17 protein-coding genes and 1 pseudogene are annotated in these 20,490 nt (G+C 73.0%); 8 read left to right on the top strand and 10 right to left on the bottom strand.

Annotation, left to right across the window (positions count from 1 at the left end; all coding sequences use genetic code 11):
- Positions 1 to 193: 193 nt before the first annotated feature.
- The 3 genes from OG500_RS10635 to OG500_RS10625 all read right to left on the bottom strand — a co-directional run bounded on the left by OG500_RS10635 (position 194) and on the right by OG500_RS10625 (position 3,232).
- Entirely contained in the window at positions 194 to 1,960 is a 1,767-nt protein-coding gene (locus OG500_RS10635; RefSeq protein ID WP_329579104.1) for an ice-binding family protein, read from the bottom strand.
- 317 nt (positions 1,961 to 2,277) lie between these two features.
- Positions 2,278 to 2,757 (bottom strand): hypothetical protein, encoded by a 480-nt coding sequence (locus tag OG500_RS10630; RefSeq protein ID WP_329579101.1) that lies wholly within the window; start codon positions 2,755 to 2,757, stop codon positions 2,278 to 2,280.
- Positions 2,758 to 2,785: 28 nt separating this feature from the next.
- Positions 2,786 to 3,232, bottom strand: coding sequence for an ATP-binding protein (locus tag OG500_RS10625; protein WP_329579098.1), 447 nt, complete (start codon positions 3,230 to 3,232; stop codon positions 2,786 to 2,788).
- A 259-nt stretch (positions 3,233 to 3,491) separates the two neighbouring features.
- Between OG500_RS10625 and OG500_RS10620 the strand changes: the two genes are divergently transcribed.
- Positions 3,492 to 4,388, top strand: a complete 897-nt coding sequence (locus OG500_RS10620) for a DUF5753 domain-containing protein (protein ID WP_327066287.1) — start codon at positions 3,492 to 3,494, stop codon at positions 4,386 to 4,388.
- A complete protein-coding gene (locus OG500_RS10615; protein ID WP_327066286.1) occupies positions 4,357 to 4,578 on the top strand; it encodes a DUF397 domain-containing protein in 222 nt (73 codons plus the stop codon). Before OG500_RS10620 ends, OG500_RS10615 begins: the two co-directional genes overlap by 32 nt.
- A gap of 132 nt (positions 4,579 to 4,710) precedes the next feature.
- Here the strand turns inward: OG500_RS10615 and OG500_RS10610 are convergent, their stop codons facing one another.
- On the bottom strand, positions 4,711 to 7,998 hold the full coding sequence (locus tag OG500_RS10610) for a BTAD domain-containing putative transcriptional regulator (RefSeq protein WP_329579094.1): 3,288 nt from the start codon (positions 7,996 to 7,998) through the stop codon (positions 4,711 to 4,713).
- 416 nt (positions 7,999 to 8,414) lie between these two features.
- Here OG500_RS10610 and OG500_RS10605 point away from each other — a divergent pair, with 416 nt between their 5' ends.
- Positions 8,415 to 9,668 (top strand): globin domain-containing protein, encoded by a 1,254-nt coding sequence (locus OG500_RS10605; protein ID WP_329579091.1) that lies wholly within the window; start codon positions 8,415 to 8,417, stop codon positions 9,666 to 9,668.
- A 55-nt stretch (positions 9,669 to 9,723) separates the two neighbouring features.
- Positions 9,724 to 10,410: a D-alanyl-D-alanine carboxypeptidase gene (locus OG500_RS10600; RefSeq protein WP_329579087.1), complete on the top strand. Its 687-nt coding sequence runs from the start codon at positions 9,724 to 9,726 to the stop codon at positions 10,408 to 10,410.
- A 64-nt stretch (positions 10,411 to 10,474) separates the two neighbouring features.
- Here the strand turns inward: OG500_RS10600 and OG500_RS10595 are convergent, their stop codons facing one another.
- The 6 genes from OG500_RS10595 to OG500_RS10570 all read right to left on the bottom strand — a co-directional run bounded on the left by OG500_RS10595 (position 10,475) and on the right by OG500_RS10570 (position 16,923).
- The gene (locus OG500_RS10595; protein ID WP_327066280.1) at positions 10,475 to 11,170 is read right to left on the bottom strand and encodes a hypothetical protein; all 696 of its coding nucleotides are present in this window, start codon (positions 11,168 to 11,170) and stop codon (positions 10,475 to 10,477) included.
- 191 nt (positions 11,171 to 11,361) lie between these two features.
- Positions 11,362 to 12,726, bottom strand: a complete 1,365-nt coding sequence (locus tag OG500_RS10590) for a glycoside hydrolase family 10 protein (protein ID WP_329579083.1) — start codon at positions 12,724 to 12,726, stop codon at positions 11,362 to 11,364.
- A gap of 73 nt (positions 12,727 to 12,799) precedes the next feature.
- Complete coding sequence (locus tag OG500_RS10585; RefSeq protein ID WP_329579080.1) at positions 12,800 to 14,356, bottom strand: hypothetical protein; 1,557 nt, start codon at positions 14,354 to 14,356, stop codon at positions 12,800 to 12,802.
- On the bottom strand, positions 14,341 to 15,159 hold the full coding sequence (locus OG500_RS10580) for an ABC transporter ATP-binding protein (RefSeq protein WP_442789135.1): 819 nt from the start codon (positions 15,157 to 15,159) through the stop codon (positions 14,341 to 14,343). The genes OG500_RS10585 and OG500_RS10580 overlap by 16 nt, the downstream gene beginning before the upstream one ends.
- A 117-nt stretch (positions 15,160 to 15,276) precedes the next feature.
- Complete coding sequence (locus OG500_RS10575) at positions 15,277 to 16,527, bottom strand: flavin-dependent oxidoreductase (protein ID WP_329579078.1); 1,251 nt, start codon at positions 16,525 to 16,527, stop codon at positions 15,277 to 15,279.
- Positions 16,528 to 16,530: 3 nt separating this feature from the next.
- Complete coding sequence (locus OG500_RS10570; RefSeq protein ID WP_329579075.1) at positions 16,531 to 16,923, bottom strand: YybH family protein; 393 nt, start codon at positions 16,921 to 16,923, stop codon at positions 16,531 to 16,533.
- A gap of 106 nt (positions 16,924 to 17,029) precedes the next feature.
- Here OG500_RS10570 and OG500_RS10565 point away from each other — a divergent pair, with 106 nt between their 5' ends.
- The 4 genes and pseudogenes from OG500_RS10565 (at position 17,030) to OG500_RS10550 (ending at position 20,484) form a co-directional block, all read left to right on the top strand.
- Entirely contained in the window at positions 17,030 to 17,914 is an 885-nt protein-coding gene (locus OG500_RS10565) for a LysR family transcriptional regulator (protein WP_329579072.1), read from the top strand.
- Between the two features lie 66 nt (positions 17,915 to 17,980).
- A complete protein-coding gene (locus tag OG500_RS10560; protein ID WP_327066274.1) occupies positions 17,981 to 18,130 on the top strand; it encodes a hypothetical protein in 150 nt (49 codons plus the stop codon).
- Between the two features lie 99 nt (positions 18,131 to 18,229).
- The gene (gene tuf, locus OG500_RS10555; protein WP_327066273.1) at positions 18,230 to 19,411 is read left to right on the top strand and encodes an elongation factor Tu; all 1,182 of its coding nucleotides are present in this window, start codon (positions 18,230 to 18,232) and stop codon (positions 19,409 to 19,411) included.
- Between the two features lie 75 nt (positions 19,412 to 19,486).
- Positions 19,487 to 20,484, top strand: a pseudogene (locus tag OG500_RS10550) (IS5 family transposase).
- Positions 20,485 to 20,490 lie beyond the last annotated feature (6 nt).

The raw sequence follows: 20,490 nt of genomic DNA, 5'->3' as shown, positions 1-20,490 counted from the left end.
CGTGGGGCAGGGGGAGAGCAGATCCGCCAAGTCCTGAGACCGGCTGGCCAGTTCGGGGGAGCACGTGCCGATCAGGACGGACCGGGCACCGCGGGCCCGCGGAGAAGAGCCCGCCGGCCGACGCGCCAGTCCGCCGGCGGTGGGTGGGGGCGGACCGTCGGTCGGAACCTGCCCGATGGTCCACCCCGATGGGTCAATGCCGTCGACCGGCTCTCCGCCCCTGGCTTCTCCTCACGAGGACGAGGGCCAGGCATCCCAGAGCCAGCATGGTCAGCGAGCCGGCTGCAATGTCGGCGGCCATGCCTGCACCGGTTGCAGCGAGCGCGCCCGGCTTCTTCGGGTGCTGCCCGTTGCCACCCTGGTCGTGACCGCTGGGGACCGTCGCGTGGTTGCCCTGATCGTGACCGCCGGAGCCCTTCTCGTGATCACCCTGTCCAGGGCCTACTTGGCCGTGATCGCCGTGATCGCCGTGGCCGCCGTGATTCCCCGGAGTCTCGGGAGGTCCGGCGGGGCCAGCAGGCCCGGCGGGTCCGGCGGGTCCGGCCGGACCGGGGGCACCGGGAGCGCCGGGGGCGCCGGGGGCTCCGTTGGGGCCGGGAGCACCGGGAGCGCCGGGGGCGCCGGGAGCTCCGTTGGGGCCGGGAGCACCAGGAGCGCCGGGGGATCCGTTGGCGCCCGGCAGGCCGTTGGGGCCGGGGGATCCGTTGGCGCCGGGAGCACCGGGGGCGCCTGGAGCGCCGTTGGGGCCAGGAGCGCCGGGGGATCCGTTGGCACCTGGGGCACCGTTGGGGCCGGGGGATCCGTTGGCGCCGGGGGCACCTGGAGCGCCGTTCGGGCCGGGCGCGCCAGGAGCGCCGGGAGAACCGTTGGCACCGGGAGCACCGGGAGCACCGGGAGCACCGGGAGCACCGGGAGCACCGGGAGCTCCAGGCGCACCGTTCGTGCCGGGGGAGCCGGGCGCACCGTTAGGACCGGGCGCACCGGGAGCTCCCGGCGAGCCGGGCGCGCCAGGCGCACCGTTGGGGCCGGGCGCGCCAGGAGCGCCGGGAGAACCGTTGGCGCCGGGGGCACCGGGAGCGCCGTTCGGGCCGGGAGCACCGGGAGCACCGGTCGGGCCGGGTGAGCCGGTCGGGCCGGCGGGCCCGCTGGGTCCGGCCGGTCCGGAGGGGCCGGCGGGGCCGCTGGGTCCGGCCGGTCCAGGCGGGCCGACGGTGCAGGCCGCTCTCGTGATGGTGTTGGTGTCCAGCGTGACCGCGCCGTTGCGCGCCAGGGCCCGGCCCTCGATCACGGTGCCGGTCTGTGCCGCGATGGATGTCAGGGCCAGGATGTTGCCCTTGAAGAAGGAATTGGTCCCGATCGTGGCGGAGCTCCCCACCTGCCAGAACACGTTGCAGGCCTGCGCCCCGTTGACGAGACTGACGTTGCTCGCCGAGCCGGTGATCAGGGTCGAGGCGATCTGGAAGATGAACACCGCACTGGGATCGCCCTGGGCGTCGAGCGTCACCGTCCCGGTCAGTCCCAGCGGCCCGGTGGACTTGTAGACGCCGGGCGTCAGTGTCAGCCCGACCAGGTCACCCGCGACGTTGGCCGTGGGTGCTCGGCCGGCCGCGTCGTTGTACGCGATGACCAGGTCCGACTGTGCCTGCAGGGCGGGCGCGTCAGCGACGTGCTGCGCGCCGTTGACGATGCCCGGCGGAAAGCCCGTGACCGAGGAGCCCGGGCTGAGGCCCAGGTCGCCGTTGATCACACTGGGCCCCGTGTTGGTGACCGTTGAACCGCCCAGAACCGCGTAGCTGGTGTCGGTCCCCAGCTCCACGGGTGCGTCCGCGGCGTGCGCGATGCCGGGTTGAAGCACGCCCGTTGCCAGCAGCGCCAGGCCGGGAAGCAGAACCAGGGCCTCCTTGAGCCGGGTGCGTCTACGCCTTCGGCAGGGGGCGGACACGATGACATCCACTGTCATATGAGCAAGACCTTTCTTGCCGCCGTTGAACTCGGACTCCCAGGTGGGGAGGCTCCGAGCTGACGTGGTGAGCTCTGGTCAAGCCGCAGGGTGCCGGTCGGCGCGTCGAGCCGGTTCGCGGACTCACCGGACGGGAGATCGCTCGGCCTTTGCCTGCCGGGGCAGTGACGTTCCATCGCTCACTCGTACGTACACTAAAGGCCTCATGAGTTTGATGGTGTGTTAAAAATCCAAACGGGTTCATAGCTGATCTGAAGATGCGTCAGAAGTCGGATCCGTGCGCATGGCCGTGCGGCTGGGAGGAGCATCCGGGGAGGTCAGAGGCCGAGGATCTCGCGAATCAGGTCGAGCTTGTCCTCCGGGGAGAGATCCTGCGGCCGACCGGTGAGCAGCCCGTTCAGGACTGCGGGAACATCGCAGTCATCAGGTTCCTGGATGGCGCAGATGATTTGACAGCGGAGGCCGCCGTCCCGCGCGAACACCCAGAGTTCCTGGTCCTTGTGCGGCTTGTCGTTCCTCGGCGACAGGCGCCAGGAGGGGAACCAGCCGAGCCCCTCCAGGGTCAGGCTCTCCGCCGCCTCCGCCAGGACATGCCTGCCGAGCCGTCCGTAGCCGAGTTCCTCGCGCAACTCTCCGAGGGTGGTCCTGAACAGGCCGCCCGTGGCATGACAGCGCTCGGCCAATGTGATGGGGGTGCCATCCTCGCCCGTGTGCGGACGTTCGTCGTGCAGATTCGTTAATGCGCCCATATCCGGGCAAACGAGGAGGTCTGCGCAAACGATGTGCCTGTGCCCCATCTGGGCGCATCCGGCGGTGCCAGGGCGATCACCGCCGGCGGCAGGGCTGTCCCGCCGCCGGGTCGGGGGAGCAGACGCACCAGACCTGTTTGCCGACGCCCTCGCGCGGACCCCAGCCCCAGGCGTCGGCGAGTGCCTCTACCAGGAGCAGGCCTCGGCCCGACTCGCCGTCGGTGCTCTTGCGTGGTTGCGGTACCTGGTCGGAGGCGTCCTCCACGGTGATCCACAGCTGCTCCTGGTCCACCTCCAGGCGCAGTCGGATCCGCTGGTCGCTCCTCGTCGCGTGGACGACTGCGTTGGTGACCAGCTCGCTGACCAGCAGCTGCCCCTTGTCGCTGAAGCGTTCGCCGCCGCGCACGCCTGACAGGAAGCTGCGCAGCAGCCGTCTGGCTGCGGCCGGAGAGTGGTCGGACTTCGCGAGCCAGGTCGGCTCCATGGTGCGGGCGAGGGGGAGGTGGTCGAGCGTTTCCGGCATGGCGAAACTCCCTGTGCGGCACGGCTGTTGAATGAAGCAGGCGCGAGAGAAGGGCGCCCTGGGGGACGGCCGGACGCGGGCACGGGGATGCCCGGTGACGAACCGTCATGATCACGGTCTGTCGTGGTGTTATCCACTCCGAGTAGCATCCTCTTGGAAGTAACTATGGTGCAAGTCCCTACTTTGGGAACCTGTTAAAGATTGTTGTCCTGGTCGCGGGAGGGCAGACTTACGAGCCACACCCGAGGGGAGGTCCATCGTGCCCGTGAACAGGAATCCGACTGTCCGTCAGCGGCGGCTCGCCCGAACGCTCAAGGAGCTTCGAACTGCCAAGCGGTTGACTCTCGCTCAGGCCGCACAGCAACTCGCTTGCGCCGAAAGCAAGATCAGCCGGATCGAGGCGGCGCAGTCCGGGATCAGGATCGTCGATCTACGGCTTCTGCTCGATCTGTACGGAGTCCATGATCCAAGTGTGCGGGGTGGCTTGGAGGCGCTGTCACGCGAGGGGCGGCTGCGTGGCTGGTGGGACCGCTACTCGGAGACGCTGTCTCCGCTCTACGCCGACTACATCGCGCTGGAAGCCGACGCCTCGGATGCCTACAGCATTCAGACCCTCCTCGTACCCGGTCTCTTGCAGACCGAGGACTACACCCGTGCCGTGGTCCGTGCGCAGATAGAGGATGCGACCCCGGAGCAGGTCGAAACCCTGACCAAGGTTCGTCAGGAGCGCCGTTCGGTACTCACCCGTGAGGTGCCGTTGCGCCTGTGGGTGGTGCTCTCGGAGTCCGTGCTCAAGCATCAGATCGGCGGGCCGTCGGTGATGCGTGATCAGCTCGGTTCTCTCGTGGTCGCCTCCGGACAGCCGAACATCAGCATCCAGGTCCTGCCAGAAGCCTCGGAGATCCACGCTGCCCTGTTCGGCCCGGTCGTCGTGCTGAGCTTCCCGGAGACGACCGAGACGGATGTCGCGTATGTGGACAGCCTGCTCAGCACGCTCTACATCGAAGAGCCGGACGAGGTGCTCAAGTACGCCACGCTGTTCCGCCGTGCTCTCGCGGAATCGTTGTCACGCACCGAATCAGTCGCGCTGATCGAGCGCATCGCAAAAAGGAATGGTCTAGATCATGACGAGCAATCTTCCCCTGACTGCCGCTGAGGATCGGATCGAGTGGCGCAAGTCCTCGTTCTCAGGGGCTCAGAGCGACTGTGTGGAGACGGGCCGCATGGGCACGGGAGGCATGGCGGTCCGCGATTCCAAGGACCCGCACGGCCCCGCGCTGGCCTTCGCGGGGGAGGAGTGGCAGGCGTTCGTGGCGAGCGTGCGGGGTGACGGGCGTCTCCGGTGAGCTTCCCTTCCGCGCCCAGCGTCCCACGGCCGGCGCCGTGCCGATCAGGCACTCGATGTCGGTCGGGAAGCCGACGAGGGTGTGGGCGGTCAGGCACCGGAGGTTCCGGCCGGACCTCCCGCTGACCGGGCCTCAGTCCCCGGCGCCACCCGGGGCAGCAGAACCGGCGAGGGTGACGGCCGCCAGCTCCCGCACCGCCGCCGGCGTCGCCGGGGTCAGGCCCGCCGTTCCCGAGGTCACCGCGGCGCCTGCGCGGGCTGCCTCGGCGTAGTGGTCGCCGAGGGCGGTGCGGGTGGCGGCTTCAACTCTGGGGGCGTCGGGGCGGGAGAGGTCGGGGCCGCCGCGGACCGCGTGGGCGGCGGCGAGGAGTCGGGCGGCCTGGGAGGGACTGCCCTGGCGCAGCGCCTGGTCCGCGAGGCCGACCAGGGTCTGGGCGATGGTGGGGGCGTGGCCGGCCGTCAGGGCGAGGTCGAGGGCCGTGCGGCGGTGGGTGCGGGCGGCCGTCAAGTCGCCGTCCGTGGCGTCGAGATGGGCCAGTGAGTCGAGCAGCATCGCGCGGAACACCGGGTGCACGACGATGCTCCGGGTGATCTCGTCGGCCCGGGCCAGCTCGGCGCGGGCGTCGGCGGTGCGGCCGGACCAGCGGGCGATCTCGGCCGTGGAGTGGGCCAGTCCGGCGAGCGCGTCGGTCCAGGGCAGCGTGCGGGCCTCGCGCTCGGCCTGCGCCAGGACGGAGGCACTGCCCACCCGGTCGCCGAGCAGCCAGCGCAACTCGGCCTGCCGGCCCTGGGTGTGCAGGCGGTCCTCGATGCCGCCGAGTTCGGTGGTGACGGCGATGGCCTGCTCGTACAGGTCGACCGCGGCGGCGTGGTCGCCGCGCCGGGCGATGAGGTCGGCCAGCACGCTCAGCGCGAAGGAGATGCCCCAGCGTTCGCCGATGGCGCGGAACCCGGCCAGCGAGGCGCGGATCCGGTGCTCCGCCTCGGCCGGTGGGCCGCCGATGTTGAGGAGTGCGCGGGCGCCCTCCAACCGGGCGGAGGCAAGGACCCAGGGATCCTCGTCGGCGGCCTCGTCGGCCAGTTCGTCCCAGACCCGGACCACCGCGCCGGGCTCCTCGTCGCGCACCAGCAGCTGGTTGAGCGGCCGGGCGAAGCGCACGATCGGGTTGCGGCTGCCGGTCAGTTCGGCGAGCAGCTGGGCCTCGTGCAGGAGCTCGACGATCTGGCGCTCGTCGCCGAGCCCGGCCATGGCCAGCATCACGGTGACCGCGCAGGCGACGGCCCGCGCCTCGTCCTGCTCACCGTCCGGCAGTGCCAGCGCCCGGGCGGCCAGTTCGGCGCCCTCGGCCTTATGGCCGCTGAGCCACCAGTACCAGCCGCAGCCCGCCACCAGCCGCACCGCCGACCGGGCCTCGCCCGCCGCGAGCGCACCGCGCAGGGCGGCGGTGAGGTTGTCGTGGTCGGCGGCGAGCAGGGCCAGCCACTCCAGCTGCTCGGCCCGGTGCAGGTACGGGTCCGCCCGTTCGGCCAGTTCGGCGAACCAGTCGGCGTGGGCGCGGCGCACGGTCTCCCGTTCGCCGGCCTCGGTCAGCTTCTCCAGGCCGTACGCCTTGATCGTCTCCAGCATCCGGTAGCGGCCGTCGCCGGTGGCGACCAGGAGCGACTTGTCGGTGAGCGAGCTGATCAGGTCCAGGACGTCGGCCTGGTCGACTTCCTGCTTCAGACCGCTGCCGGCGCGGTCCGCGCAGACCTGCTCGGCCGCCTCCAGGGTGGCGCCGCCGGCGAAGACGGCCAGTCGGCGCAGCAGGATCCGCTCCGCCTCGCTGAGCAGCTCCCAGCTCCAGTCGACCACCGCGCGCAGCGTGCGGTGCTGGCGCGGTGCGGTGCGGGCGCCGCCGGTCAGCAGCCGGAACCGGTCGTCCAGGCGGGCGGCCACCTGCTCGGCGCTCATCGTGCGCAGCCGGGCCGCGGCCAGCTCGATCGCCAGCGGCATGCCGTCCACCGCGCGGCAGATCCGGCCGACGGCCGCCACGGTCTGCTCGCTCACGGTGAAGCCGGAGCCGGCGGTGGCCGCCCGGTCCTCCAGCAGTCGCACGGCGGGGGAGCCCAGCGCCTCGGCCACCCCCGCGTCCGGCGCGGGCAGCGCGAGCGGCCGCACCGGCCAGAGCGCCTCGCCGGTCAGGCCCAGCGGCTCGCGGCTGGTGGCCAGGATCCGCAGCCCCGGGCACTCGCCGAGCACCTGGTCGACCAACTCCGCGGCGGCCTCGATCAGGTGCTCGCAGTTGTCCAGCAGCAGCAGCGTCTCGCGGGAGCGCAGCACGGCGCGCAGGCGGTCCAGCGGCGTCCCGCCCGCCTGCGCCTGCTCGCGCGGGCCCAGTGCGGCGAGCACGGCCTGCGGCAGGTCGGCGCCGTCGGTGAGCGGCGCCAGCTCCACCAGCCAGACGCCGTCCGGAAACCGGTCGAGCAGCGGGCGGGCAGCCTCGATCGACAGCCGGGTCTTTCCGGCGCCGCCCGGCCCGGTGAGCGTGGTGAGCCGGTGCTCGCCGACCAGCCGGCTCACCTGGGCGAGGTCCTCCTCGCGGCCGACGAAACTGGCCAGCCCGGCCCGCAGGTTGGTCAGCGGCCCGCGCGGCGCGGGCGGGGGCGCCGGTGCCGGCGCCGGTGCCGGCTGGGCACTGGTCGCGAGCTCGCCGCGCAGCAAGGCGGTGTGCAGTGCGGACAGTTCCGGCGAGGGGTCGGCGCCGAGTTCGTCGGCGAGCACCTCCCGGGCCCGCTCGTAGGCGGTCAGTGCCTCGGCCGGGCGCCCGGACGCGACCAGCGCCCGCATCAGCGCGCCCACCAGCCGCTCCCGCAGGGGGTATTCGGCCACCAGCGCGGCCAGCTCGCCGGTCAGCTCGCGGCCGTGGCCCAGCCGCAGGTCCGCCTCGACGCGGTCCTCCAGCGCCGCCACCCGCAGCTCGGAGAGCCGGGCCACCGGACCGCGGAAGAAGTCGGCGCCCGCGACCTCCAGCAGCGCCGGCCCGCGCCACAGCTCCAGCGCCTCGCGCAGCAGCCGCGCCGCCGCGCCGGTGTCCCGCTCCAGGGCGGCCCGGCCGTCGGCGGCCAGCCGCTCGAAGCGGATCACGTCCACCGCGTCCGGCTCCACCACCAGTCGGTAGCCGGCCGGGTGCGACTCGACCGCCACCGGCAGCGCCCGCCGCAGCCGCGACACCAGCGCCTGCAGCGCGTTGGCCGCACCCATCGGCGGGTCCTGGTCCCAGATCCCGTCGATCAGCGACTCCGCCGACACCACCCGCCCCGGCTCCAGTGCGAGCACGATCAGCAACGCCCGCAGCCGCGCGCCCCCCACCTCGATCCGGGCGCCCCCGCCACCACCGGCGTCGGCCCGGACCTCCAGCGGCCCCAACATCGAGATCAGCATGGGGTGCATTCTGCTACCACCGCGCGAGCCCGGGGTATCGGCGGGCAGGTCAGGCAGGTCGGGCAGGTCGGGCAGGTCGGGCAGGTCGGGCGAGGCCGGCAAGGCGTGCACGGGCGCCCACGGCCGGGCGGATTCCGTCGGAATGGGACGGTAAGCGGAATGCGTCGTTCTGGATATTGTGACCCACCGTCAAATTCGCCAATAGTGCTGCTGTGCTACGCGCGTGGATTGACATCAGGTGAACCCCGGACCGGCTGGTGGCCGTACTGGTAGGCGTAGCAATGGGGTTGGCCATTCACAAACACTTCACCAAGTGATGGTTGTCGACCCGATCGGCCCTATGGGCAGAATGTCGTCGTTTCCTGCCCTGCGGCAAATGGTTCCAGGCGCGAAGAGTTCGATGGGAGAGTCGTCCAGTGAGGTTTCGCGCCAGGCGTTCCACCGGTGATGTCGTCGCGCCCACGAATCCGGTGGCGATGCCGCAGGCTGCTCCGTCGGCCGTGGCGGCGGCGCCTGAGCCGGGAGCGGCCGGGGCGGGGCTGTCGGGGCACGACATCGGGCTGATCCGGGCGAGCCGGGCGGCGGTGGAGCCGCACGCGGCGGCGCTGCCGGTGCGCTTCTACGGGACGCTGTTCAGCCGGTATCCGCAGGTGCGCGAGCTGTTCCCGCCGGACATGGACGTCCAGCACGACCGGCTGGTGCGGGCACTGCTGCTGATCGTCGACCTGGTGGACGACCCGGCGAACCTGGCGCGCTTCTGTGGTGACCTGGGGCGCGACCACCGCAAGTTCGGCACGCTGAGCGGACATTACGCGGCGGTCGGCGAGTGCCTGCTGGACACCCTGGAGCACTTCGCGGGCCCGGCCTGGACGCCGCAGGTGGCGAGCGCCTGGACCCGCGCCTACGGCATGGCCGCCCAGGCGATGGACCAGGCGGCGGTGGCCGACGCGGCCCGGCGGCCCGCGGTGTGGCACGCGCCGATCGTGCAGCACGTGCGGCGCGGACCCGACCTCGCGGAGATCACGGTGCGGCCCGAGCAGCCGTACACGTTCACCGGCGGGCAGTTCGTCAGCGTGGAGACGCCCTGGCGGCCGAAGGTCTGGCGCTACTTCTCGCCCGCCAACGCCCCGCGGCCGGACGGGACCATCACCTTCTACGTCCGCGCGGTGCCCGGCGGCCGGATCAGCAGCGCGCTGGTGGGACAGGCCGTGGTCGGCGACGTGCTGCGGCTGGGCATGCCGCTGGGCGAGCTGGCCATCGACCCGGCCTCGCACCGGGACGTGGTGTGCGTGGCGGGCGGCACCGGGCTCGCGGTGATCCGCGCGCTGGTCGAGCAGGCCCTGCTGGACGGCGCGCAGCGGCGGGTGGACCTGTTCGTGGGCGCTCGCACGGCGCAGGAGCTGTACGGGCTGGAGGACCTGCTGCGGCTCTCCCAGCGCCACCGCTGGCTCACCGTGCGGGCGGCGATCTCGGACGAGGACGCCCGGCTGACCAGGCGCTCGCTGGTGGAGGCGCTGGCGGAGTCCGGCCCGTGGCAGCAGCCGGACGCCTACCTCAGCGGCCCGGCGCCGATGATCAGGGCCGCCGCCCGGGTGCTGCACCGCACGGGCGTGCCCTTCGAGCAACTGCACCACGACCCGTTCGTGCAGCTCGACCTGCTGGACGGCTAGGGCCTGTCCGGCAAGATCCGCCGGACAGGCCCTAGCGGCTCGCTCGGGCGTCACGGTGACGGCCCCGCCGACCGGACCGAACCCCACCGGCCTGCTGCCCGACTCCTACGACGGCACGCAGCAGGTGGCCGTCTACGTCTCGCCGGAGTACGCGCAGTACGCGCGGCTGATCTTCAAGGTCAGCCACAACCTGGGGGCGAACGTGGCCGTCTGCCTGATGGCCGTCACGGCCGGCAGCCACCAGTGCATCGACGGCTTCCCGGTGCTGAACGACTTCCTGAAGCTGGCCGGCATCGACCCGACCCAGGCCCAACTGCTGGACGGGCGCGGCGGGAACCCGGTCGACCGGGTCACCCCGCGGGTGATCGACCAGTTGCTGCACTACTGGCAGGGCACGCCGGACGCGACCCGGTTCCGGCTGGCGCAGCCGATCCTCGGGGTGGACGGCCTGCTGGCCGACGTGTGCGCGGGGTCCGCGACCTGTCCGGGCAAGGGCAAGGTGTGGGCCAAGACCGGCGCCGTGGCCGGGCTCGACGCGCTCAACAACCGCCTGGCGGCCGGCGCGATGACCATCGGCGGCTACCTCGACGCGGGCCACGGGTGCCTGCACACCTTCTACCTGGCCGTGAACGGCGCCTCCGCACCCAGTACGGACATCAACGGCATCATCGACATCGGCAACGACCTGGCCCGGATCGCCGGCCTGCTCCAGGAGCAGGCCGAGGCGCGCAACGGGGCCTGACCCCACAGAGGGACGGCGGACGGCCTCGCGACCCACGGTGGTGGGTGGCGAGGCCGTCACGGTGTCAGCCGGCCTTCCATGCCAGCGGGGTGTTGTCCTTGTTCATCCACAGGATGTACGTGATCGGCTTGTCGCTCGGGGCGAGGTAGACCGCGCACTCGTGCTCGGTCTGGCCCTTGACGAAGTTGGCGCCGCCGACCGGGACGTCGCTGGAGCACTTGGGGAACGAGCTCAGCAGGTCGAGCTTGGGCGCCTGGTTCTGGGCGTCGAGCATCGCGCGCAGCTGGAGGTTGAAGTACGGCTCGAAGATCCCGTTGCCGCCGGTGTGGGTGTAGCTGACCGAGACGTAGTACGGCGTCTTGCCCGCGGTCTGGTCCGGCTTGAGGTCGAACTTGGCCAGGTCGGCGATGTCGCCCTTGACGACCTTCACCGGGCCGATGGCGAGCGAGATGTCGCCCTGCTGGTGGTCGGTGAAGACACCGTTGGCCTGCGCGCCGGCCGCCAGGGCACCGGGGAAGGCGTCGCCGGCCGGGGCGGCGGCGGACTTCGAGGCGCTCGCGGTGGTCAGCGAGGACGGCGCGCCGGTCGGGGACTTGGGCGTGGCAACGGCGGGGTGTGAGGCCGGGGCGCTGGTGGCGGTGGCCGGGGCGCTGGTGGTGCTGCCGGTGGCGGTGGTCTCGTCCGGGCCGCACCCGGTCAGCAGCAGCGTGAGCGCGGCCGCGGTCGGAACGGCGGCGCGCAGGAGCGTCGTGGTACGCATAAGAACGAATTCCCCCATGAAAAGGATGATCCAGTCGCGGGGGCAGCGTGAAGCTCGGTTCGGCGCCCCCGCGCGCACTGACGGACCGCAAGGACTGCGGTGCGTCGGCCCATGACTGTAGCGGAGGGGCGGGTGTGGCTGCTGTGGCGCTCGAGTGGAGCGGCGGTGCCCACCGCGGCCACCCGCACCCGTCAGCGGGGCGGTCGCACCCGGGTCCGGTAGTGGTCGGTGACGACCTGTCGCATCGCCCCGATCCGGTCCGCGGCCACGTCGCCGGCGGTGAAGAAGAGGTTGCCGCGCACCTCGGGGAGGTCCTGGGTGAGGGTCAGGTGTCGGGAGAGCTCGGCCGGGTCCTGCCACGGCGCCGACTGGTCCGGATCGCCGGCCTTGTACAGCGCCTCGCCGAGGAAGAGCAGGGTGTCGGTGCCGCGCACCAGCTCGGCCCACCAGGGGGCCAGCTCGGCGTAGTCGCAGGTGGCGAAGCCGATCGACCAGTACAGCTGCGGGGCGATGTAGTCGAGCCAGCCGCTCAGCACCCAGCCGCGGGTGTCGGCGCACAGGTCGTCGAACGAGGACAGGCCGCCGTGGGTGTCGGAGCCCAGCGGGTCGACGGAGCGGTCGCGCCAGACGCCGAACGGGGAGATCCCGAACCGCACCGGGCGCCGGGGCCGGCCCGAGCCGGTGGTCTGCGAGCGGTTCAGCTCGGCGATCCGCCCCGCGGTCTCCCGCACCAGCCGGTCGACGTTGTCGCGCCGCCAGGCGGCCCGGTCGGTGAACCCGTCGCCGTAGCGCCGGTAGGCGTCGTCGTCGTCGAAGTCGTGACCGGCCACGGGGTAGGGGTAGAAGTAGTCGTCGAAGTGGACGCCGTCGACGTCGTAGCGGGCGACGGCGTCGAGCATGGCGTCCTGCACGAAGCGGCGCACCTCGGGCAGGCCCGGGTTGTAGAGCAGCGAGCCGGCGTACGGCACGACCCAGTCGGGGTGCTGCCGGGCCGGGTGGTCGGGCGCCAGCAGCGAGGGGTCGGGCCGGGTGGCGATCCGGTAGGGGTTGAACCAGGCGTGCAGCTCCAGGTCCCGGGCGTGCGCCTCGCGGACGGCGAAGTCCAGCGGGTCCCAGCCGGGGTCGCGGCCCTGGTCACCGGTCAGCACGGCCGCCCACGGCTCGTACGGCGAGGGCCAGAGTGCGTCGGCCGTGGCGCGGACCTGCAGGACGACGGCGTTGAGGCGGTGGTCGACCGCGGTGTCGAGCAGGGCGAGCAGCTCCTGCTGCTGGGCCCCGGGCGACAGGCCGGGCCGGCTGGGCCAGTCGCGGTTGGAGACGGTGGTCAGCCACATGCCGCGGAACTCGGTGGCCTCGGATGCCGCGGGTTCGTCGGCGGGTCCGGTGGCGGGTTCGTCGGCGGGTCCGGTGGCGGGTTCGCCGGCCGGTCCGGTGGCTGCCGGGTCGCCGTCCGCCGCGTGGGCCGGGCGGGCGGCGAGCCCGGCGGCCGCGGCCAGCGCCGCCGCGCCGGCCGCCGTGGTCAGGGTGCGCCGGGAGACGTTGCTCGAAGGGGACATCCGCCCAGTCTTGCGAGTGCCCGCAGGCCGGTCGGGGTGCAACGCCGGGCCGCCACCGATGGACCAGCGGGGCTCAGCCGGCCGGCGTGCGGGCCAGGGCGAAGACCTCGGGCCCGCGCCGTTCGAGCCGGCGCAGGGCGAGCCGGCCCAGACCCCAGCAGAGCAGCGCGCCCCAGCCGAGGCCGACGGGCACCGCCAGCCAGGACAACGCCCCGCTGCCGGTGGCCGCGCCGGCGATCAGCGGGACCAGCGGCGGGGCGAGGGTGACCAGCAGGGTGGCGAAGAGCATCAGGTTCACCTTGAGCTGGCGCGGCGGGGTCGGGCCGCCGGTCGCGGTGAGCGGGAAGACCGTCAGGATCGAGACCAGCACCAGCACGCCGGCCCCGCCGAGCAGCAGCGCGGGCTCGGCCGCCAGCGCCCAGGGCCAGGCCCAGCGCTGGCCGCTGACCGCCGTCAGCACGACGGTGAGCAGCAGCGCGGCTGGTCCGACGACCAGCAGCCAGGCCCACTGCCGGCCCCGGACGTCGGCCCGTTCGACGTTCGGCGTCACCAGGGTGAGCCAGAGCGCCGAGCCGTCGTCGCCGTAGAGGTTGGTGGCGCAGGCGGCGGCGATCGCGGTGAAGAGCACGCCGGCGAACGGCAGCAGCAGGCGCACGCCGCTGAGCGCGGGGACCACGCAGACCAGCACGCCCACCAGGAAGGCGATCATCAGCTGCACGCTGCGCAGCATCGAACGCGAGTACAGCCGCAGCTCCTTGCGGATCACCGCGCCCAGCGCGGTGGCGGGCAGCAGCGGGCGGCGGCGGTTGGCGCGGGTGCGGCCGCGGGCGGTGGCGCGGGAGCGTCCGCCGGGGGCCATCGCCAGGCGGCGGCCGAGCAGCGGCGGCCAGGCCAGCACCAGGGCGCCGGTCAGCAGGGCCAGCCCGGCCAGCGCCAGCGCGCTCTCGGCCCAGGCACCGCGCCCGGCCGCGTCCACCGCCAGCGCACCCCAGCCCGAGGGCAGTGCCCGGACCACGGCGGAGAGCACCGGCGACCGACCACTCGTCAGCTTGCCCGCCAGGAACGGCACCGAGCCGGAGGCCAGCGACAGGCCGGTGATCGCCAGCGCGATCAGCATGGTGCCGAAGTCACGGCCGCGCCGCGAGCTGACGGCCGGCCCGAGCACCGCGACCGCCACCGTGGAGGCGACCACGGCCAGCGCCAGCTCCAGCAGCACCGCGACCAGGCCCACCAGCGCCGGACCGGCGCCCGACTGGGCGCCGAAGGCCACCAGCGCGCCGAAGGCGATCAGGCTGAAGAGGAGCGAGACGTTGGTGAAGGCGGCGCCCAGCATGGCGAAGGCGAGCTTGCGGGGCGGGATCGGCAGCAGCTTGAAGTAGTCGAGCCGCAGGGTGGCGTCGTCGCCGGTGAGCACCGGGCCGGTGATCCAGCCGAGCAGCCAGCCGAAGCAGAGCACGGCCAGCACGTCGGTGCCGGCGCCGGGGTGCCGGTAGTGGGTGAAGCCGGCCAGCAGCGAGCTGACGGCCAGCAGGGTGACCACCAGCAGCAGGGCGAGCGTGCCGTAGCCGCGCCTGCCCTGGGCGGAGCGCCGCTGGATCGCCGTGCGCATCTCGATCAGGACGCCAACCATGCCAGCCCCTCCGCTCCGCCGGTGCGGGCGCCGACCAGGTGTACGAAGGCGTCCTCCAGGGACTGCCCGCCGCGCACCTCGTCCAGCGTGCCGCAGGCCTCCACCCGGCCGCCCGCGATCACCGCGACGTGGTCGCAGAGCCGCTCGACCACCGCCATCACATGGCTGGAGAAGACCACCGAGCCGCCGGAGGCCACGAAGCGCTGCAGGATGGTGCGGATGGTGGCCGCGGAGACCGGGTCGACGGCCTCGAACGGCTCGTCCAGCACCAGCAGCTTCGGGCCGTGCAGCAGGGCGGTGGCCAGCGTGATCTTCTTGCGCATGCCGGTGGAGTAGTCCACCACCACCGTGCTCTCGGCGGAGTCGAGTTCGAGCACCCGCAGCAGTTCGTCGGCGCGCTCCTCGACCACCGGGCGGGGCAGGCCGCGCAGCAGGCCGAGGTAGGTGAGCACCTCGCGGCCGGTCAGCCGGTCGGGCAGCGCCATGCCATCGGGCAGCACGCCGATCAGCGACTTGGCGGCCACCGGGTCGCGCCAGACGTCCCGGCCGAAGATCCGCGCCGAGCCGCCGTCGGGACGCAGCAGGCCCACCGCCATCGACAGGCTGGTGGTCTTGCCGGCGCCGTTGGGGCCGACCAGGCCGAAGAACGAACCCCTCGGCACCACCAGGTCGATGTGGTCCACCGCAAGGTGCTCGCCGAAGCGCTTGACCAGGCCGGCGAACTCCAGTGCCGGGGCGGCGTCGTGGGTCGGGTGGTCGGGGCTCGATCGGTCGGGGGTCGGTTGGTCGGGCGAGGGGGTCAACGGGCTCTCCGGCGTTCGGCGGGGCGAGGGGCGGGGCGCCGTGACGGGAGAGCGCAGAGGAGCCGGCGACGCCCCCCGTCCGCTCCGTGCGGGGACCATCATGCAAGGTCGCCGGGGTCAGGACCAGGGGGTTGTGGGGTTTGTGGGCATATCTGCGGGTGCGGGAGCGGGCGGGTCGAGCGAGGCGCGACTGTTGAGCGCCGCGACGTCGCCGCCGGTGGCGCTGCGGTAGGCGGCGGTGATCCGGGCCAGCTCCTGCGGGGTGCGTCCGCCGTCCCGGTGCATGGCGCGGTTGGCCCGGACGATGGCCGCGGTGGCCTCGCGCCGCGCGCTCTCGTAGCGCGCCAGGCCGGTGGGCAGGTCGGCGGCGCCCGCCAGCTCGTGGGCGAGCACCCGGGCGTCGACGACGGCCTGCGAGGCACCGTTGGCCCCGACCGGGTACATCGGGTGTGCGGCGTCGCCGAGCAGCGTCACCCGGCCGCGGCCCCAGGACGGCAGCGGCTCGCGGTCGACCATCGGGTACTCCAGGATCTTCTCGGCGCCGGCCAGCAGCCCGGGGACGTCGAGCCAGCCGAGCGCCCAGTCGCGGTAGTACGGCAGCACCTCCGCCAGCGCTCCCGGCCGGCTCCGGGCCGCATCGCCCGCCAGCGGCCCGGGCTCGCCCGTGCGCACCTGGCAGACCCAGTTGATCCGGCCCTGGCCGATCGGGTAGGCGATCATCTCCACGTCACCGTCGCGCACGATCACCGCCGAGCGGCCGGTGAGGAACGGCTCGGCCGAGGTCACCCCGCGCCACATCCGGATCCCCGACCAGAGCAACGCTCCGTCCTGTGGGTGGAGTTGGGCTCGCACCACGGAGTGCAGCCCGTCCGCCCCGATCAGCGCCGCGGCCCCGGTCTGCTCGGTGCGACCGCTCGCCCGGTCCAACAGCTCTGTCCGGACAGCGCCTTGGGTGTCGTCCTGGGCGAAGCCGGCCAGCCGGACCCCGGTGCGCACCGCGTCCGCGCCCAGTCGCTCGCGCACGGCCGCCAGCAGCATCAGCTGCAACTCGCCTCGGTGCACGGCGTACTGGGGCCAGCGGTAGCCCTGCGCCGTGCCGCGCGGCTCGGTGAAGAGCCGGCGCCCTGACGGGTCGCAGTACACCAGCTCGACCGAGTCCACGCCGATGGCGGCCAACTCCTCGCCGAGCCCGAGCTCGGTGAGCTCGCGCACGGCGTGCGGCTGCAGGTTGATGCCGACGCCCCGGGCAGGCCCGAGCGGCCGGATCTCCCGCGAACTCTCCACCACGGCCGCCTCGATGCCCGCGGCGTGCAGGCTCAACGCGGCGGTCAGGCCGCCGATCCCGGCTCCAGCGATCAGTACCGTCATCGGTCAGTCCACCGCCTTCGACGTCGTCGGGTCGGCGGGCCGGGTCTCCGGGCGGTCCATGATCCGCAGCCAACTGCCGTCCTGCTGCTGCCGGTTGACCTGGACCCGGCCGCCGGTGCCGTCGGCGGCGCGGGTGCTGGTGAGGGCCAGGTCGCCGTACCGGACGGTGGGCAGCGGCTCCTCCACCGCGAAGGGCCGCGGCGCGTGTTCGAGCATCCGCTCGCAGACGGCGCGGATCGCCTCCCGGCCGACCGTCACCGAGCCCGGCGGGTAGGCGAGCACGGCGTCCGGCGCGTAGAGCTCGGCGAGCCCGGCGGCGTCGCCGGCGTTCGCCCGGGCGACGAAGAGGCGGGCCAAGTCCTCGGGAGTGTGGGCGCGTTCGCGGGTCTCGGTCATGACCAGGCTCCTTGTTCGGGTTGGTCTCGTTTGCCGGTGTCCAGCCTGCTGCGTCGTCCACCAGAAGTCCAAGATCTGGATTTTCTCCTTGCTAGAATCAATGGTTATGGAACTGCGCCAGCTGGAGTACCTCGTCACGGTGGCCGAAGAGCGGAACTTCACCAGGGCCGCCGAGCGGCTGCACGTGGCGCAGCCCGGGGTCAGCGCGCAGATCCGCAAGCTGGAGCGCGAGTTGGGCGAGGAGCTGCTGGACCGCTCCGGGCGCGAGGTGCGGCCGACCGCGGTGGGCGAGGCCGTGCTGCCCTACGCCCGGGCGGCGCTCGCGGCCGTGGCCGGTGCCCGCTCGGCCGTCGACGAGCTGGCCGGGCTGGTCCGCGGCCACCTCTCGGTCGGCACCGTGACCTCGCACAACGTCGACCTGCCCGGCCTGCTGGCGAGCTTCCACCAGGCGCACCCGGAGGTCGAGATCACCCTGATGGAGGCCAACACCGACCAGCTGCTCGCGGGCCTGCGGACCGGGCGGCTGGACGCGGCGATCGTCAGCCTGGGCAGCGAGACGCCGCCGGACCTGGAGTGCCTGGTGGTGGACGACCAGCCCCTGGTGGCCGCCGTGAGCCACGACCACGAACTCGCCGTGCACCCCGTCATCTCGCTGGACACCCTGCGCGGCCGCCCGCTGATCAGCCTGCCGCGCGGCACCGGGCTGCGCACCCGGCTGGACGAGGCCTGTGCCGCCGCCGGCTTCGCCCCGAAGATCGCCTTCGAGGCCAGCTACCCCGAGGTGCTCGCCCAGCTCGCCGCCCGCGGCCTGGGCGCGGCGATCCTGCCCGGTGCCTTCGCCGAGGCACGCGCGGAGCAGCTGCGGGTGATCGCCATCGACCGCCCGGCGCTGCGCGGGCGCCTGGTCTTCGCCTGGCGCTCGGGCGGGCCCGACAGCCCGGCGGGGCGCGCCCTGGTCGCCCGCGCCCGGCGGGAGCTGGGGCTGCGCTGACGGATCCCGCCGGGCGCGCGGAAATTCAGTGGCGTGCCGATCCGTCGCAGGAGCAGGATGGTTCGCATGTTCCAGCACGCCATCGCCGAGTTCCCCGCAGCCGCGGGCGCGATGGCCGCTGCCCTGGCCCTGGCAGTCGCAACCGCCGCTGACGCCGCTCTCGCCGGCGCAGCAGCAGTCGACGGCGCGACCGCATTCGGCGGCGCGCGAAGCTGACCTTCCCCGGGACGTCCCGGGACCTCGGACGGGGAAGGTCGGCCCGTCGCAGAGGTCCCGTCCCATGTGTCAGGACGACTCCAGGAGAAGATCCCCGCCATGGCCAAGCAGGCCTTCGTGCGCACCAAGCCGCACCTCAACATCGGCACCATGGGTCACGTCGACCACGGCAAGACCACCCTCACCGCCGCCATCACCAAGGTCCTCGCCGAGCGCGGCGGTAGCACCTTCGTGCCGTTCGACCGGATCGACCGCGCCCCGGAGGAGGCCGCCCGCGGCATCACCATCAACATCTCGCACGTGGAGTACGAGACGGCGACCCGGCACTACGCCCACGTGGACATGCCCGGACACGCCGACTTCGTGAAGAACATGATCACCGGCGCCGCCCAGCTGGACGGCGCGATCCTGGTCGTCTCGGCGCAGGACGGCGTGATGCCGCAGACCGCCGAGCACGTGCTGCTGGCCCGTCAGGTCGGCGTGGAGCACGTCGTCGTCGCGCTGAACAAGGCCGACGCCGGCGACCCCGAGCTGCTCGAACTGGTCGAGCTGGAGGTCCGCGAGCTGCTGAGCGCCCACGGCTACGACGGCGCCGGGCTGCCGGTGGTGCGGGTCTCCGGACTGCGCGCGCTGGAGGGCGACCCGTTCTGGTCGGTGGCGCTGCTGGAGCTGCTGGACGCGGTGGACACCTACGTCCCCACCCCGGTGCGCTACACCGAGGCGCCGTTCCTGCTGCCGGTGGAGAACGTGCTCACCATCACCGGGCGCGGCACCGTGGTCACCGGCGCCGTCGAGCGCGGCCGGGTCCGGCTGGGCGACCGGGTGGAGGTGCTCGGCTACGGCTCGGAGCTGGTCTCCACCGTCACCGGCGTGGAGACCTTCGGGCGCACGATGGAGTCCGCCGAGGCGGGCGACAACGTCGCGCTGCTGCTGCGCGGGGTGCAGCGTGGGCAGGTCCGCCGCGGCCAAGTGGTGGTGGCGGTGGGCGGCGCCTCGGTGCACACCCGGTTCACCGCCCGCGTGCACCTGCTCTCCACCGCCGAGGGCGGTCGCCGCACCCCGATCAGCAGCGGCTACCGGCCGCAGTTCTACCTGCGCACCGGTGACGTGGTCGGCGACGTCGAGCTGCCCGAGGGCCACGGCCCGGTGCAGCCGGGGGAGACCGTCGAGCTGACGGTGACCCTCGGCCAGCCGGTCCCGGTCGAGCCCGGCCTCGGCTTCGCGGTCCGCGAGGGCGGGCGGACGGTGGCCGCGGGGGCGGTGCTGACCGTGCTCGACTAGGGACTGTTCTGAATTCGGATCATGAGTTCGTGGATTCGGGTGCTTCGGCGGTGCTGCTGCTGGTAGAAGAAGGCCATGACACGCGGAGATCTGACGGACGGTGAGTGGGAGCTGGTCGAGCCGTTTCTGCCGATGGCGGCGACAGGGCCGATCCCGGACCTGCGGCGGCAGTTCGATGCGATCATGTGGCGGTTCCGGGTGGGCAGTCCCTGGCGGGACGTCCCCGAGCGGTACGGCAACTGGTCCACGATCTACGGCCAGTTCCACTCCTGGGCGCTCAAGGGCGTCTTCCAGGCCCTGATGGACGGGATGATCGCTGAGGCCGCCGCGCGCGGCCAGGTCGACTTGTCGCTGGTCAGCGTGGACTCCACCGTCGCCCGAGCGCACCACCACGCGGCCGGGATGGTCGTGGACGCCGAGTTGCTGGAGGAGTTGGAGAAGGCAGTCGCTGAGGAAAAGGGGATCCTGCGAAGGGACAAACCGGGCCGGTAGCCGACCAGGGCAGTGCTGCGGACGAGGCCGCGCGGGAAGGAAAGCGCCGCATGCGTCGGCGCCGCCGGGCGCGGCTCAAGGCAGCCGCGCTGGGGCGTTCGCGGGGCGGGCTGACCACGAAGACCCATCTGGCGGCCGAGCGGCGCTGCCGTCCGCTGTCCTTCGTGGTCACGCCGGGCCAGAGCGCGGACAATCCGCAGTTCGCCGCCGTCATGGACAAGATCAAGGTCCGCGGCCCGGTCGGCCGGCCCCGCACCCGCCCCGACGCGGTCTCCGCCGACAAGGCGTACTCCGCCCGCGGTACCCGCACCTACCTGCGCAGACGCCGCATCAAGGCGGTGATCCCGGAGAAGGACGACCAGGCCGCCAACCGCAAGAAGAAGGGCAGTAGCGGCGGACGGCCCGTCAGCCACGACGCGGACCTCTACCGCGACCGCAACACCGTCGAGCGCGCCATCAACAAGATCAAGAACTGGCGGGGCCTAGCGACCCGCTACGACAAGACCCCGGCCAGCTACGAAGCCGGCCTGCACCTGTGCGGTGCCGTCATCTGGCTCCGCAGCCTGAGACCCGCATCATGATCCGAA

The sequence above is a fragment of the Kitasatospora sp. NBC_01250 genome, from assembly GCF_036226465.1.
GTDB lineage: Bacteria > Actinomycetota > Actinomycetes > Streptomycetales > Streptomycetaceae > Kitasatospora.
Note: the sequence above shows the minus strand (reverse complement) of the source record. Positions and strands in the feature narration are given on the sequence as shown.

What these genes read in the sequence shown, in the direction of transcription:
- OG500_RS10635 (WP_329579104.1), bottom strand. Translation starts at nt 1,960, where the DNA reads ATGACAGTGGATGTCATCGTGTCCGCCCCCTGCCGAAGGCGTAGACGC.
- OG500_RS10630 (WP_329579101.1), bottom strand. Translation starts at nt 2,757, where the DNA reads ATGGGGCACAGGCACATCGTTTGCGCAGACCTCCTCGTTTGCCCGGAT.
- OG500_RS10625 (WP_329579098.1), bottom strand. Translation starts at nt 3,232, where the DNA reads ATGCCGGAAACGCTCGACCACCTCCCCCTCGCCCGCACCATGGAGCCG.
- OG500_RS10615 (WP_327066286.1), top strand. Translation starts at nt 4,357, where the DNA reads ATGACGAGCAATCTTCCCCTGACTGCCGCTGAGGATCGGATCGAGTGG.
- OG500_RS10610 (WP_329579094.1), bottom strand. Translation starts at nt 7,998, where the DNA reads ATGCTGATCTCGATGTTGGGGCCGCTGGAGGTCCGGGCCGACGCCGGT.
- OG500_RS10595 (WP_327066280.1), bottom strand. Translation starts at nt 11,170, where the DNA reads ATGCGTACCACGACGCTCCTGCGCGCCGCCGTTCCGACCGCGGCCGCG.
- OG500_RS10590 (WP_329579083.1), bottom strand. Translation starts at nt 12,726, where the DNA reads ATGTCCCCTTCGAGCAACGTCTCCCGGCGCACCCTGACCACGGCGGCC.
- OG500_RS10585 (WP_329579080.1), bottom strand. Translation starts at nt 14,356, where the DNA reads ATGGTTGGCGTCCTGATCGAGATGCGCACGGCGATCCAGCGGCGCTCC.
- OG500_RS10575 (WP_329579078.1), bottom strand. Translation starts at nt 16,527, where the DNA reads ATGACGGTACTGATCGCTGGAGCCGGGATCGGCGGCCTGACCGCCGCG.
- OG500_RS10570 (WP_329579075.1), bottom strand. Translation starts at nt 16,923, where the DNA reads ATGACCGAGACCCGCGAACGCGCCCACACTCCCGAGGACTTGGCCCGC.
- OG500_RS10565 (WP_329579072.1), top strand. Translation starts at nt 17,030, where the DNA reads ATGGAACTGCGCCAGCTGGAGTACCTCGTCACGGTGGCCGAAGAGCGG.
- OG500_RS10560 (WP_327066274.1), top strand. Translation starts at nt 17,981, where the DNA reads ATGTTCCAGCACGCCATCGCCGAGTTCCCCGCAGCCGCGGGCGCGATG.
- tuf (WP_327066273.1), top strand. Translation starts at nt 18,230, where the DNA reads ATGGCCAAGCAGGCCTTCGTGCGCACCAAGCCGCACCTCAACATCGGC.